The sequence below is a fragment of the Bradyrhizobium sp. AZCC 2289 genome (assembly GCF_036924615.1).
Lineage (GTDB): Bacteria > Pseudomonadota > Alphaproteobacteria > Rhizobiales > Xanthobacteraceae > Bradyrhizobium.
In genome coordinates this window covers 8,328,646-8,342,382 of sequence record NZ_JAZHRY010000001.1, presented here as the reverse complement: position 1 = coordinate 8,342,382, position 13,737 = coordinate 8,328,646, and the positions used below count along the sequence as shown (strand labels likewise).

Below are 13,737 nucleotides of genomic sequence, written 5' to 3'. Positions count from 1 at the left end.
GCATTCACACCCCCGGCAGCACCAGTTCCGCGCGCAAGCCGCCGGTCGGGGCGTTCCCCAGCGAAAGATTGCCGCCATAGAGGCCGGCAAGATCGACCACGATCGAGAGCCCGAGCCCGGAGCCCGGCTTGGATTCGTCGAGCCGCTGGCCGCGCTGCGAGACCTGCGCGCGTTCGGCGGCCGACAGGCCGCGACCGTCGTCATCGACGATAATCCGCAGCCTCGGTCCCACGCCCGGCAATGCCGGCGGTTCCACCAGCACCTCGATGAAGACCTGGGACGCGGCCCATTTGCAGGCATTGTCGACCAGATTGCCGGCCATCTCCTCGAGGTCCTGGCGTTCGCCGCGAAACTTCGCCTGCGGATCGGCCTTGAGCTCGATGGCGATGCCGCGATCGCGGTGGATCTTCTCCATGGTCCGCCGCAACGCCTCGATCGCGGGCGCGACCTCGGTGACGGTGCCGATGATGGTGAGCCGGGCGGCGATGCGCGCACGTTCCAGATGGTGCGCCACCTGATCGCGCATCACGTCGGCCTGCTCCAGCACCTTGCTCGCAAAGGGATCGGCGGCATGCGCCGAGGCTTCGTTGACGATGACGGAGAGCGGCGTCTTGATGGCGTGGGCGAGATTGCCGACATGGGTGCGCGCGCGCTCGACGATTTCTCTGTTGGCATCGATCAGCGCATTGGTCTCGCGCGCCAATGGCGCGATCTCGACCGGAAATTCGCCCTCCAGCCGTTCGGCCCGGCCGGAGCGGATGTCGGCGATCGATTCGGAGATGCGCTTGAGCGGCGCGAGGCCAAAGCGGACCTGGAAGATCGTGGTCAGCAACAGCACGATACCAAGTGCTGCGAAGGTGCCGCCGAGATAATAATCGAAGCTGCGGGTTTCGTCGAAAATTTCGGAAGCGTCGCCGGCGACGCTGACCAGGAACTTGCCGTCGGCGCCGAGATCGACCGGCCGCTCGACCATCCGCAAACCCTGGCCCTCCGGGCCGTCGACGTAACCGAGACGGATTCCGGCGGCGGTCAACTCCGCGCCGTGCTCTTCCAGTTTCGGCAGTTTCTTGTCCCACAGCGAACGCGACGCCCGCGTTTCCGCTTTCTCGGTATCGGTCCGGACGATCTGCCAGTACCAGCCGGACAAAGGCAGATCGAACAGCGGCTCGCCGAGCGACTGGAACTGGCGATCGGGCGGCTCGTCCGGGGTTGCTACTTCGGCAACCAGGGTGCGCAGATAGAGATTGAGGCGGCGATCGAAGGCGCGCTCGGTCGCATCGCGATAGACCGACGACAGCACGACCCCGGTGATGACGAGGATCACCACCACCCACGCGGTCGCCGACAGGAACAACCGCGTGGCGAGCGAGCTTCCGCGCATCAGAGCATGATCCCGAAAAGCATGTCCTTGAGCCCGGAGCCTGCGGACGGAGGCCCGTTTTCGGACAATATCATGCCCACTACAAGAGCAAGCGCGGCGCTCAGGCGCCGGGCGCCGGCGGCGTCAAGAGATAGCCGAGCCCTCGCACGGTCTGGATGATATCGACGTCGAGCTTCTTGCGGATGCGGCCGACGAACACTTCAATGGTGTTGGAGTCGCGGTCGAAATCCTGATCGTAGAGATGTTCGACCAGTTCGGTGCGCGACACGACGCGTCCGGTGTGATGCATCAGATAGGCCAGCAGCCGGTATTCGTGCGACGTCATCTTGATCGGGTTGCCGGATACGCTGACCCGGCCGGTCCGCGTATCCAGCGACACCGGACCGCAGGTCAGCTCGGACTGGGCGTGGCCGGCGGAGCGGCGCAGCAGCGCGCGAATCCGCGCCAGAATTTCTTCGAGGTGAAACGGTTTTGCGACGTAGTCGTCGGCGCCGGCATCGAAGCCCTGGACCTTGTCGCTCCAGCGGTCGCGCGCGGTGAGGATCAATACGGGCATCGCACGCCCGTTGCGGCGCCATGCCTCCAGCACCGAGATGCCGTCCATCTTGGGCAGGCCGATATCGAGCACGACGGCGTCATAGGGTTCGCTGTCGCCGAGGAAGTGCCCTTCCTCGCCGTCGAACGCGCGATCGACTACATAGCCGGCATCTGTCAGCGCCGTCGTAAGCTGACGGTTGAGATCCGGATCGTCTTCAACGACGAGCAGGCGCAAGCTGGCCTCCGATAATGAGCTTCACGATAACTGGTCTCAAGATGAGGCTCACGGGCGTGAACAGGCTATGAACAGGGCACCCGGCAAAAATTACATTTTCTTCATAACCGCTTGTTCTTCATAACGGCTTTCGGCGGCCCGGGTTCATCTCCCGTACGCGCCGCCAGCCTCCGGAGAGGCCAAACCGCTGCCTAACACGGCGAATCGGAAGCCCCAAGAGGCTGTAGCTGGGTGTGAAGAGGCCGCGACCGCAAGGCTCCCGTTAACCTCCGGCCGGCGGCCCCGTGACCACGATAAAATCGACCGGGCCGCCCGCTTTGTCGTCGTCGAAAACCCCGACCGTCAGCCGTCCCGTTCGCCAGGCGAGCGTGTCCAAATTGGTGCGGCCTTCGTATAGCAGCGGGCCGTCGGGATCATTGTCGTGACCATGGACCACGTGAAGTTCGCCGAAGCCGTGCTTGTATCCCTTCGGATAACGCTTCCACAACATCGTTACCTCGTCCTGCCGATCCAGGGGAACTTCGGGATCGACACCGGCGTGAACGTAGACGCGGTGTGCGTCGACATGCATCAGTTGCAGTCGATCGAGCCAGGCGATGTGGGTTTGCGGCACGGCCAAGGGGTCGCCGCCGTAGGACGCCAGCGCCGCGTCGCCGCCCTTCTCCAGCCACGACGCCATCTTCGCGGGGTTCCGCAACGCCTGCTCCATCATGGCGTCATGGTTGCCCTTCAGCGAGATGAGGCGCCAGCCATCGGCAACGCCAGACAACAGCCGGTCAATGACCTGCCTGCTGTCCGGGCCCTTGTCGACATAGTCGCCGATCGCGACAATGATTCCGGCTTCGCCGCCATACGCGGCGATCTTCGTCAGCGCACGGCCGAGCAGATCATCGCGGCCATGGATATCCGGAATGACGTAAGTGAGGCTCATACCGCTCGCGCATTTCCGGCTGTCGGGTCGGGACGCGACGGTCCTATTCCAATCGACCACGGCCGGCAACCGACGCCCGCCGGCCTGGCTCGGCTTGCGGTGTTGGCGCGATCATCACCTCCAGAGCCAGCCTCGCCGCGTGACCGCCGCTCAGGTCCGGAAGAACACGAACCAGACCACGCCGAGGATCAATACCGCGAGCCCGGTGGACGCCGTCAAAAGCGCGAGCACCGAGGGGCCCGGTTCGGCCTGGCGTGCCTCGGTCGGGGTTTCGACAATCTGGCCATGTCGACGCGTTACCATGGGGACCTCATTGCTTAAGTGCCTGTAATGCCAGCCAATGCCTCGACACCGCCTGTCGAAAGCAACGCTTGATGGAAGATCATGTTCCGATCTTTTGGGCACCGCGGCGTGAGGCCGATCCATGCAAAAAGGTCGCAGCGGATCGAACCTTCCCCCGGGGACGGTTAACGCCGTTGCGAGATTCCCTGCCCCGCCATGTTTGAAACCGCCTGCCCCGGTGGTATCCTCGGCCCTTCGTCAGTTGCGTTTTCGGAGTTTTCGCATGGTCCCCCGCGCCAACTGGAAAGGCTTTTTGCGCCTTTCGCTCGTGACTTGCCCGGTCGCCCTGTATCCGGCGACTTCGGACACCGAGAAGGTCTCTTTCAACCAGATCAATCGCAAGACCGGCCATCGCATCAAATATGCCAAGGTCGATGCCGACACCGGCGAGGAAGTGGCAGCCGAAGACATCATGAAGGGCTACAAGATCGACACCGACACCTACATCGAGGTGTCGAAGGACGAACTCGACGACATCGCGCTGGAATCGACCCGCACCATCGAGATCGACGAATTCGTGCCGAAGACCGATATCGACAACCGCTATCTGATCCGCCCCTATTATCTCGTGCCGGACGGCAAGGTCGGCCACGACGCGTTCGCGGTGATCCGCGAAACCATCAAGAGCATGAACAAGGTCGCGATCGGCCGCGTGGTGCTGACCAACCGCGAGCACATCATCGCGCTGGAGCCGCTGGACAAGGGCCTGATGGGCACGCTGCTGCGTTACCCCTATGAGGTCCGCAGCGAAAAGGAATATTTCGACGACATCCAGGACGTCAAAGTCACCAAGGACATGCTGGATCTGGCCAAGCATATCGTCGAGCAGAAATCCGGCTCCTTCGAGCCGGAAGAATTCGAGGATCGTTACGAATCCGCGCTGATCGAACTGATCAATCAGAAACGCAACGGGGTTACGACCGCCGCGAAGGCCGCGCCGAAAACCGCCGGCAACGTCATCAATCTGATGGACGCGCTCAAACGCAGCCTCGCCAGCGAAAAGCAATCTGCCCCTGCGGCCGCCAAGGAAACCGGCAAGGAAACCGGCAAGACCAAAGGCAAGAAGCCGAAGAAGGCAGCCTCCGGCCAGCGCGAAATGCTGCTGCCGATCAGCGGCGGCGGCAAGCGCGCCGTGAAGGAGGCCGTGAAGGAAGCGCCGAAGAAGGCGGAGAAGCCGGTGCGTACGCCCGCCCGATCGAAGAAGGCTGGATAGCCGGACGGACCGTTGCGGTAGGTAGCCCGCGATGCCGTGGTCGACGCCGTTCGATGAACCGATAGCGTTACGCTCCGGCCGCAAGCTCGCGACGCTGCAGCACGCCGCCGATCACATCATGAAGTTGCCGGAAGAGGCCCAGCAAAGCCAATGCTGGCAGGTCGCGGTCGAGAATTTGATCAATGCCGCGGAGACTGGCGGCGGCTGGCTGATGTTCGCACGGATCGCGATGATGCGGGCGCTGAATGCCAATGAAGACGGCTGATCCGGCTTACTTCAGTGAGGTGCTCACCGTGGTGAACGTGGTGGTGAGTTTGGTGCCGATGCCGTTCACGGAGGCGACGATGACGATGCTGATGCCGGCCGCGATGATGGCATATTCGATGGCCGTCGCGCCGGACTCATCACCCAGAAATTTGGTCAATAACCGTCGCATCCCGATAACTCCTGTCGACGCCTTCCCCCGGATTTGTCCCGCGCCTGTTCGGCCCTACTCTAGATTGCGATTGGTTGACAGTGCATTCACGAACACGATGAACGCTTGATTAAAGCCGGGCAGCGGATTCCGTGCCTTCCGTCCGGTATTCATACGGGACGGAAAATTTACGTTCGATTGTCCATAGCCGCTGCATGCTCGCCGGATCGGCAACCTCTGGAGCCAGCGCCATGTCCACGCAGAAGCGTGAGCCGGGAAAAAACTACATCGGCCTGATGATCGACGACGAAGAACAACGCGCCGCTGAGCCGATGGCGCCGTCCGATCGCCGTATGCAGGATTATTTTCTTGGCCTGGTGGCCGCGGTATTCAATCGCCGCAGCGACGCAAGGTAATTTCCCCCTCGCCTCGCCTCGCCGCGGCGTCGACCCCGAACCCCGGCGGTCAGAAATTGCGCTGCGCCCGAACCTGCAGCGAAACCGCATCCTGATCCTTGAACTCGTACCGCGCCGTCGGCTTGGGCGCCGCGGGCCCGAGCACGGCCGTACCCTGGAACATCTGGTCGAGGTGGAACCACTGGACTTCGGCCGAGAAGGTCAGGTTCTTCACCGGCACCCAGCGGGTGATAACGCCAAGCTGCGAGACGTTGTAGTCGGGATTGCAGACGTAATCCGCACTGACGGCCTTGGCCGGCGTCGTGTAGTTGGCACACATGAAGGCCTTCGCCGTCCCGTCATATCGAACGGCGGAATAGCTTCCGAAGAGGCTCGTCGACCAGTTCGGATTCCAGTTGTGGTTGAAGGCGCCGCGGACGCCGTAAGCCGTCGTCAGATGCAGCGAACCGTCGCCGCCATTCGCCACCGGAAGATAGACCGCATCCGTCGTCGCACCGAACCCGATGCTCTGATAGGCGCCGGCAGCGCCGGTACCGCCGAACATCGCAAAGCTCGGCGAGGCCGCGGCGGTGGAAATGACGTTTTTCGTTTCTCCCTTCGCGTAGCTCGCGTCGATCTTGAAATCGTCGCTGGCTCCGGTCGGAATATTCTTGATCTGCAATGCCGCCATGACCGAGCCGCCCCATTTGGTCTCGGGATGGCCGGAGATTTCCGACAGCGCTGTCGGCGAGGCGCCAGCCACGCCGACAGAACCGGCAGGGGCAGCAACGGCGTTGAGGATGTTGTAGGAACCGCTGACCTCATGTGCCGCCGCCGAGACCTGGAACAGGCCCCAGGCCTGGTCGACGCGGATGTTGCCCACGACGTCTGGCGCATGGGCGCCCGCATAGGCGTTGCCCGAGTTCAGTGTGGCATTGAGCGGAAGCGACAGATTGTAGACCGCGGTGCGGTCCCAGACGACGGGATCATCGAGGCCGATGGTGCCGGACACGCCGTTACCGAACTGGGCGGTGTACTGGATGTTGTTGACGCCGGTGTCGGTATTTTGACCGCCGAGCAGGAACGACGAGATGTTGCCCGGGAAACCCTGCCAGGGCGTCGCGTAGGCCGAGGCGGACTTGCCGAAGGTGAAGCCGGCGAACTGGAGGAAAATGTACTCCGTCGCGACGTAGCCTTCGCCGGGCTGGTTGAGCAGGGCAGTGTTAGTGCCGGCGGCCGGCGATGCGGTGAAGTTGGCCGGATTGACCGTGTTGCTGCCCTGGGTCGTGAACTGGATATTGGCTTGCAAGAAGGTGCGGACCACGCCGTATTCGCTGGCGGTGCGGGTATCGACCGTCAGCGCCAGACGGGACCGCGCAGCATAGTAGTCGTGGTAGCGGTTCTGCTCGCCGAGATCGCCGTTCCAGGCCGGCTGGCCGTGCGTGCTGCCATTGAAGGTGACGTCGGCGCGGAAATAGCCGCCGAGCTTGATGCAGGTATCGGTACCCGGGATGAAGAAGAAGCCGGCGCCGTACAGCGAGCAGATCCGCACATATTCGACCGCCTTGGCCTTGACCGGAAGGTCGGCCGCCTGCGCGCCGCCGATCGCGATCAGGCTGGCCGCGGAGCCAAGAATAAGGGTTCGCATCGCTTTCATTTGCGTCTCCCGTCCTGCGATTCATGCAGGTGCATACGTTCAGAACCTAGCTACTCCAAAACTTCCCGACCGCAATGCCAAGCCGCGAGGTCGGCGTACTTGGCCGCTTACTGTGATTTTTTCGCCACGCGTCGCGGCCGAAACCGCCATGCGCAGCCGACTTTCGCCCAAGGCACTGGGCGCCGACAGCAAGAATATTCTCTTCCTGAATCGTCACCGTCGTGCGGCTGCGCATTCGCCGCACGCCTGACCGTCACGAACGCCGCGACGATCACCTGCTATTGGCAAAGACAGGAAGTAGACCCAACGCCAAAGTGGAGATAGTGCATCGCACCCGGTCACTGACGAAGAATTGCAGCTGGCGGATGGAGGGCCTATGTTGACCTTATCATTATGCAGCCGCCCATCGTACGCGAGGCTCTGCAGGAAGACCTTGTGGCGGGTGGTTTGCCCACTGCACCGGAGGTCATGTCATGTCCATTGCACCCACACTCCAGAAATACCTGGCCGCTGAAAACATCCAATACGAGGTGATCCCGCACGAATTCAGCATGACGTCCACTCGCACGGCTGAGGCATGCCATATCTCGGGCGATCGCCTCGCCAAGGGCATCGTGTTGCGGCGCGACGGCGAATACATTCTGGCCGTCTTGCCCGCATCGCATCACCTCCGCCTGTCGGACCTGAGGACAGAACTCGGTGACAATGTCCACATGGCCGATGAAACCGAGATCAATCGGCTGTTCGGCGACTGTGCACACGGTGCGGTTCCCGCCGTCGGCAAATGCTACGGGCTGGACATCATCGTCGATGACAGCATCCAGGCGCAGCCGGAGATCTATATGGAAGCCGGCGATCACGAGACGCTGCTTCATATGGGTCACGCGCAGTTTGCGCGCCTGACGGCCAACGCACCGCACGGGCGCTTTAGCGCGCACGACTGAGGATTTGTTGGTTGTATCGGACCATCCGCGGCGACCGTTGCGGTCCCGAAGGGGAAGATCTTGCCGCTGCTTGACTATTCATGCGGCGGCGCGACGCCTCTTTATGTCGCATGCAGGCGAAGACCAAGACCCCGCCCTCGCGTGCCAAACCCCAAAACGCATATCAGCACTTCCGCCCGCACGCGCCGGGCGCGCTTTACCGCTCCGCAAAATCCTGTTCCAACTGTAAATAACTCGGTCGGACCAAACCGGCCTGAATCAAGGGGGAGAGACCGCCATGAAGCTCGGCACCGCGATCGCGGAAATCATGAAGCGTGAGGGGATCGAGATCCTCTGCGGCTATCCGGTCAACCATCTGATCGAACATGCCGCCAATGCCGATATCCGCCCCGTGATGGTGCGGCAGGAACGCATCGGGCTGCACATGGCGGACGCGATCTCCCGGGTCACTTCGGGCCACTCCATCGGTGCGTTCTGCATGCAGCACGGGCCGGGCGCCGAAAACGCCATGGGCGGCGTGGCGCAATGCTTTGGCGAATCCGTCCCGGTGCTGGTGCTGCCGATGGGCTATGCGCGCCGGCTTGCGAACATCGAGCCGAACTTCAATTCCAGCCAGGCGATGAAGGCTTTTTCAAAATCGTCGGAGCCGATCAACATCGCCGCTGAGGTCTGCAACATCTTTCGACGCGCTTTCACAAAGCTGAAGAACGGCCGCGGCGGGCCCGTCATCGTCGAGATCCCGGCCGACATGTGGAACGAGGACGTGCCGGAGCCCCTGAACTACACGCCGGTGCTGCGCACCCGCTACGGGGCCGATCCCGTGCATGTGAAGGAAGCGGCGGCGCTGTTGATCGGCGCCCGGCGGCCGGTGATCTATGCCGGCCAGGGCGTACACTACGCCAAGGCGTGGCCGCAGCTGAAACGCCTCGCCGAACGGCTCGCCATTCCCGTCACCACCAGCCTCGGCGGCAAATCGTCGTTTCCCGAAACGCATCCGCTGTCGCTCGGCTCGGGCGGCCTCGCCGTGCCGCGCGCGGTGCCAAAATTCCTGGCCGAGGCCGATGTGATCTTCGGCATCGGCTGCTCGTTTACCGAAACCTCGTTCGGCATCGCGATGCCGAAGGGCAAGACCATCATCCATTCCACGCTCGACCCCAACCATCTCAACAAGGACGTCGAGGCCAGGATCGGCCTGGTCGGCGATGCCGGCCTCGTGCTCGATGCGCTCCTGGAAGAGATCGGCAAGAGCGTCACCGGGGATCGCGACGCAAGCGCGGTGGCCGCCGAGATAGCGGCCTCGCACAAGGAGTGGCTGGCGAAATGGATGCCAAAACTCACCCATAATGACGCGCCGCTGAATCCCTACCGCGTGCTGTGGGACCTGCAGCACACCGTCGATATCAGGAACACCATCATCACCCACGACGCCGGCAGCCCGCGTGACCAGCTCTCGCCGTTCTGGAAGGCGGTCGAACCACTGTCCTATATCGGCTGGGGCAAGACCACGCAGCTCGGCTACGGCCTCGGCCTCGCAATGGGCGCCAAGCTCGCAAAGCCGGACAAACTCTGCATCAATGTCTGGGGCGATGCTGCGATCGGCTTCACCGGCATGGATTTCGAGACCGCGGTGCGCGAGCGGATTCCGATCATGTCGATCCTGCTGAACAATTTCTCGATGGCGATCGAATTGAAGGTGATGCCGATCTCGACCGAGAAATATCGCTCGACCGACATCTCCGGCGACTACGCCGCGATGGCGCGCGCCTTCGGCGGCTATGGCGAGCGGGTGACCAAGCCGGAGGACATCATCCCGGCGATCCAGCGCGGCATCGCCAAGACCAAAGAAGGCATTCCGGTGCTGCTGGAGTTCATCACCTCAAAGGAGACCGAGGTCTCCCGGCCAGGGACCTGAGCCCTTAACCATCCAGTCCGGTTCACATTTTTTCGCTTCCGCCTGCGAAAAAGGCCGCACTGCGCTGGCTCCGGCGCGTCCGGAATGGAATAATCGCCCAAACGAGTGAAAGCCCGATGCGCCTGTTTGGATTCGAGCTTCCGGTCGCCCTGCCGGAGCAACATGGATTGACGGAATGACCGCCCTTCCCCAGGACGCGGTCGCCGATCTTAACCGGCTGGTGGCCGAACTCGAGCAGAGGCTGGAATCCAGTATCGCCGCGCACGACGCGGCGATAGCCCGGCAGGCCGCGACCGCGGAGGAAAATGCCCGGCTGCGGAACGAGATCGGCATCGCCCGGGATCGCCAGGCCGGCAGCGCCGAAATCCTGAGCACCATCGCCGGTGCGCGGGGCGATGCCGAGCGTGCGTTGCAAAAGGTTGCCGAGACCACCGCGCGCCTGTTCGGCGCTTCCAGCGTCACGATTCGTATCGCGCGGGGTGACGAATGGGGCCAGTCGATCAACGTCGGTGCCGGCTCGGAACGTATCGCCGCAGAGGTTTCTGCGGCGCGACTGCGTCTTGGCGCGCGCAACCTGCCGAGCACGGTGTTAGGCGAAAACCGGCAGGTCCACATTCCCGACCTCGATAATCCCGATCCCGCAATCGCCGACTGGCCTGGTATTCCGCCCGCGCGCGCGGCGGGCACCCGCGCGATGGCCGGCACGCCGCTACGGCGCGAGGGCAAGGCGATCGGCGTTCTCATCGTGCATCGCGACCGCCCCGAACCTTTCACGGCCGAGGAGCTCGCGCTTCAGCAGAGTTTCGCCGACCAGGCCGCCATCGCCTTCGAAAATGCGCGGCTGTTCAACGAGACCCAGGCGACGCTGGAGCGGCAAACCGCGACCTCCGACATCCTGAAGGTGATCGCCAGTTCGCCCTCTGACGTGCAGCCGGTGTTCGAGGCCATTGCGGCCAGCGTCAACCGGCTGGTTAGCGGTTACTCCACCTCGGTATTCAGCATCGTAGATGATACGCTGCACTTGTCGGCTTTCACGCCAACCAATCCTGCAGCCGATGCGGCCCTCAAGGGGTCGTTCCCCAGACCGCTGTCGACAGGGCCCTGGGCCGAACAAACCCGCAATGGCGAGATTATCCATGTCGCCGACATGGAAACCGACCCCGCAGTACCGGAGAATTTTCGGAACGTGTGGCGGATGCGCGGCTTCCGCGGCCTTCTCTTCGTCCCACTGGTGCGCGACCGGGTCACGATAGGCATGATCAATGTGACTCGGACGGAGCCCGGCACATTTGCCAGCCACCACGTTCAGTTGCTTCAGACCTTCGCCGACCAGGCCGTGATCGCGATCCAGAACGCGCGGCTTTTCAACGAGACGAGGGAGGCCCTGGAACGGCAGACCGCGACCGCCGATATTCTGAAGGTCATCGCGAGTTCGCCGTCGGACGTGCAGCCGGTGTTCGACGCCATTGCCGAGAGCTCCAAAAGGCTGATCGGCGGCTTTTCGGCCACCGTGGTGCGCTTCGTGGGCGACATGCTTCAACTGGTCGCGCTCACACCGACCAATGCTGCGGCGGACGAGGCCTTGAAAGCGACATTCCCGGTGCCGTTGGCCGAATTTCCACCCTTCCTGCTGGTCCGCGACGGCGAGGCCGTGCAATTCACCGATACCGAATCAGAGGATGTGCCGCCCCTGAACAGAGAACTGGCACGCCAGCGTGGCTATCGCAGCATGGTGTTCACGCCTCTGATGAACAACGGGACACCTATCGGCATGATCAGCGTCACGCGCAAGGAGCCGGGGACGTTTGCGGAGCACCACGTCCAGTTGCTTAAGACCTTCGGCGATCAGGCGGTGATCGCAATCGAGAACGCGCGTCTGTTCGATGAGGTACAAGCGCGGACTCGTGATCTTTCAGAATCGCTGCAGCAGCAGACCGCGACCGCCGACGTGCTCAAGGTCATCAGCCGCTCGGCGTTCGACCTGCAGACCGTGCTCGACACGCTCGTGGAATCGGCGGCGCGGCTCTGCGAAGCCGACATGGCAGCAATTACCCGACGAATAGGCGACGAATATTATCGGGCCGGCTCGTACGGCTTTCCGCCGGAGTTTACGAAGTATGTCAGGGGCCGCGCGGTAAAGCCCGAGCGACGCACGATTACCGGAAGAACCTTGCTCGAGGGCGGCATTGTCCACGTCAACGACGTGCTCGCCGATCCCGAGTATGATTTCGAGGCCCAGCAGCTTAGCGGCAATCCACGTACCTTTCTTGGAGTTCCCTTGTTGCGCGAAGGCACACCGGTTGGCGCGCTGACGCTTACCCGATCCGTCGTGAAGCCGTTTACCGACAAACAGATCGAGCTGATCGCGACCTTTGCCGACCAGGCCGTGATTGCCATCGAGAACGTGCGTCTGTTCGACGAGGTGCAGGCGCGTACCAGGGAACTCGCCGCCTCGCTCGACAATCTGCGCACCGCGCAGGACCGCCTGGTGCAGACCGAAAAGCTCGCTTCCCTCGGCCAGCTCACCGCGGGCATCGCGCACGAGATCAAGAACCCGCTCAATTTCGTCAACAATTTTGCGGCGCTCTCGGCGGAATTGACCGACGAACTGAACGACGTGCTCAAGCCGGCCACGATCAGCGACAAGATTCGAAAAGAGGTCGATGAGCTGACGGGTCTGCTGAAGGACAATCTGCAAAAGGTGGTTCAGCACGGCAAGCGCGCCGACTCCATCGTCAAGAACATGCTGTTGCATTCGCGCGAGGGATCAGGCGATCACCGGCCCGCCGACATCAATGCCCTGGTCGATGAAAGCCTCAACCTCGCCTATCACGGCGCCCGCGCCGAAAGGCCCAATTTCAATGTCACGCTGCAGCGCAACTTCGACCCGGCCGCTGGCATGGTCGACGTATTTCCGCAGGAAATTACCCGCGTATTCCTCAATCTGGTCGCGAACGGCTTTTATGCGGTAACAAAACGCAAGAGCGAGAACGGCGACGCGGCGTTCGATCCCATACTCAGCGCGGCGACCCGCGATCTCGGCGACAGCGTGGAAATCCGCATTCGCGACAACGGCACCGGCATCCCGCCGGAGGTGAAGGACAAGATGTTCAATCCGTTCTTCACGACAAAGCCCGCCGGCGAAGGCACCGGCCTTGGCCTGTCGATGAGCCATGACATCATCGTGAAACAACACGGTGGCACGATCGACGTCGAGACAGCGCCCGGGCAATTCACCGAATTCCGCATCGTGCTGCCGAGGATCGGCAATCCTCCAAACAAGAACAGAGGTCAGACGTGAGCGTTTTGGTTCTCGTGGTCGATGATGAGCCTGACGTCGAGGCGCTGTTTCGCCAGCAATTTCGCAGGGATTTGCGCGCCCAGCGCTTCGTGATGGATTTTGCCAATTCGGCGGCCGATGCGCTGGCGCGCATAGCCTCCACGATCGAGCAGTCGCTGATCCTGATCCTGTCCGACATCAACATGCCCGGCATGACCGGCCTCGAGATGCTGCCCAGGGTCAAGGAAATCCGGCCCGAGGTCCCCATCATCATGATCACCGCCTACGGCGATCCCGAGACCAGGCGCAGGGCGATCGCCAGCGGCGCGAGCGGGTTATTGACCAAGCCGATCGATTTTGCGCAGCTGCGCGAGGAAATCGACGCAAGGCTGGTGCCCCCCGATTGACTCTCCGGCCCGCGGCCTGGAGACTCCGGTGACGCGGGCCTCGTAAAGCGGCCACCCATTGCATTGCAATTGTTGGGGAGCCGCGTGG

Annotated in this window: 13 protein-coding genes; 7 read left to right on the top strand and 6 right to left on the bottom strand. The window is 62.6% G+C overall.

What is annotated here, in order from left to right:
• Nucleotides 1-4 precede the first annotated feature (4 nt).
• From V1289_RS39205 to V1289_RS39190, 4 genes are all read right to left on the bottom strand, one after another.
• Nucleotides 5-1,381 carry a sensor histidine kinase gene (locus V1289_RS39205; protein WP_334404374.1) on the bottom strand — a complete coding sequence of 459 codons (1,377 nt, stop codon included), beginning with the start codon at nt 1,379-1,381 and terminating at the stop codon, nt 5-7.
• 100 nt (nt 1,382-1,481) lie between these two features.
• Complete coding sequence (locus tag V1289_RS39200) at nt 1,482-2,153, bottom strand: response regulator transcription factor (protein WP_074280900.1); 672 nt, start codon at nt 2,151-2,153, stop codon at nt 1,482-1,484.
• A gap of 262 nt (nt 2,154-2,415) precedes the next feature.
• Nucleotides 2,416-3,084 carry a metallophosphoesterase gene (locus V1289_RS39195; protein ID WP_334404373.1) on the bottom strand — a complete coding sequence of 223 codons (669 nt, stop codon included), beginning with the start codon at nt 3,082-3,084 and terminating at the stop codon, nt 2,416-2,418.
• A gap of 150 nt (nt 3,085-3,234) precedes the next feature.
• Nucleotides 3,235-3,387, bottom strand: coding sequence for a hypothetical protein (locus tag V1289_RS39190; RefSeq protein ID WP_171986096.1), 153 nt, complete (start codon nt 3,385-3,387; stop codon nt 3,235-3,237).
• Nucleotides 3,388-3,649: 262 nt separating this feature from the next.
• On the opposite strand from V1289_RS39190, the gene ku reads away from it, so the two are divergent.
• Nucleotides 3,650-4,639, top strand: a complete 990-nt coding sequence (gene ku / locus V1289_RS39185) for a non-homologous end joining protein Ku (protein ID WP_334404371.1) — start codon at nt 3,650-3,652, stop codon at nt 4,637-4,639.
• Between the two features lie 31 nt (nt 4,640-4,670).
• Nucleotides 4,671-4,904, top strand: coding sequence for a hypothetical protein (locus V1289_RS39180; RefSeq protein ID WP_334404369.1), 234 nt, complete (start codon nt 4,671-4,673; stop codon nt 4,902-4,904).
• A 6-nt stretch (nt 4,905-4,910) separates the two neighbouring features.
• Here V1289_RS39180 and V1289_RS39175 read toward each other — a convergent pair whose 3' ends face one another.
• Entirely contained in the window at nt 4,911-5,075 is a 165-nt protein-coding gene (locus V1289_RS39175) for a Flp family type IVb pilin (protein WP_074280896.1), read from the bottom strand.
• Between the two features lie 230 nt (nt 5,076-5,305).
• On the opposite strand from V1289_RS39175, the gene V1289_RS39170 reads away from it, so the two are divergent.
• Nucleotides 5,306-5,470 carry a hypothetical protein gene (locus tag V1289_RS39170; protein ID WP_334404366.1) on the top strand — a complete coding sequence of 55 codons (165 nt, stop codon included), beginning with the start codon at nt 5,306-5,308 and terminating at the stop codon, nt 5,468-5,470.
• A gap of 49 nt (nt 5,471-5,519) precedes the next feature.
• On the opposite strand, the gene V1289_RS39165 is transcribed toward V1289_RS39170, so the two are convergent.
• On the bottom strand, nt 5,520-7,106 hold the full coding sequence (locus V1289_RS39165) for a porin (protein ID WP_334404364.1): 1,587 nt from the start codon (nt 7,104-7,106) through the stop codon (nt 5,520-5,522).
• Nucleotides 7,107-7,579: 473 nt separating this feature from the next.
• On the opposite strand from V1289_RS39165, the gene V1289_RS39160 reads away from it, so the two are divergent.
• From V1289_RS39160 to V1289_RS39145, 4 genes are all read left to right on the top strand, one after another.
• Entirely contained in the window at nt 7,580-8,050 is a 471-nt protein-coding gene (locus V1289_RS39160) for an aminoacyl-tRNA deacylase (RefSeq protein WP_334404362.1), read from the top strand.
• Nucleotides 8,051-8,327: 277 nt separating this feature from the next.
• The gene (locus V1289_RS39155) at nt 8,328-9,962 is read left to right on the top strand and encodes a thiamine pyrophosphate-requiring protein (protein ID WP_334404360.1); all 1,635 of its coding nucleotides are present in this window, start codon (nt 8,328-8,330) and stop codon (nt 9,960-9,962) included.
• A gap of 175 nt (nt 9,963-10,137) precedes the next feature.
• On the top strand, nt 10,138-13,263 hold the full coding sequence (locus V1289_RS39150) for a GAF domain-containing protein (protein WP_334404358.1): 3,126 nt from the start codon (nt 10,138-10,140) through the stop codon (nt 13,261-13,263).
• A complete protein-coding gene (locus tag V1289_RS39145) occupies nt 13,260-13,649 on the top strand; it encodes a response regulator (RefSeq protein ID WP_334404357.1) in 390 nt (129 codons plus the stop codon). The genes V1289_RS39150 and V1289_RS39145 overlap by 4 nt, the downstream gene beginning before the upstream one ends.
• The last annotated feature ends 88 nt before the right edge of the window (nt 13,650-13,737 follow it).

Coding starts and splice junctions, on each gene's coding strand:
- V1289_RS39205 (WP_334404374.1), bottom strand. CDS start 1,381: ATGCGCGGAAGCTCGCTCGCCACGCGGTTGTTCCTGTCGGCGACCGCG.
- V1289_RS39195 (WP_334404373.1), bottom strand. CDS start 3,084: ATGAGCCTCACTTACGTCATTCCGGATATCCATGGCCGCGATGATCTG.
- V1289_RS39190 (WP_171986096.1), bottom strand. CDS start 3,387: ATGGTAACGCGTCGACATGGCCAGATTGTCGAAACCCCGACCGAGGCA.
- ku (WP_334404371.1), top strand. CDS start 3,650: ATGGTCCCCCGCGCCAACTGGAAAGGCTTTTTGCGCCTTTCGCTCGTG.
- V1289_RS39180 (WP_334404369.1), top strand. CDS start 4,671: ATGCCGTGGTCGACGCCGTTCGATGAACCGATAGCGTTACGCTCCGGC.
- V1289_RS39175 (WP_074280896.1), bottom strand. CDS start 5,075: ATGCGACGGTTATTGACCAAATTTCTGGGTGATGAGTCCGGCGCGACG.
- V1289_RS39170 (WP_334404366.1), top strand. CDS start 5,306: ATGTCCACGCAGAAGCGTGAGCCGGGAAAAAACTACATCGGCCTGATG.
- V1289_RS39165 (WP_334404364.1), bottom strand. CDS start 7,106: ATGAAAGCGATGCGAACCCTTATTCTTGGCTCCGCGGCCAGCCTGATC.
- V1289_RS39160 (WP_334404362.1), top strand. CDS start 7,580: ATGTCCATTGCACCCACACTCCAGAAATACCTGGCCGCTGAAAACATC.
- V1289_RS39155 (WP_334404360.1), top strand. CDS start 8,328: ATGAAGCTCGGCACCGCGATCGCGGAAATCATGAAGCGTGAGGGGATC.
- V1289_RS39150 (WP_334404358.1), top strand. CDS start 10,138: ATGACCGCCCTTCCCCAGGACGCGGTCGCCGATCTTAACCGGCTGGTG.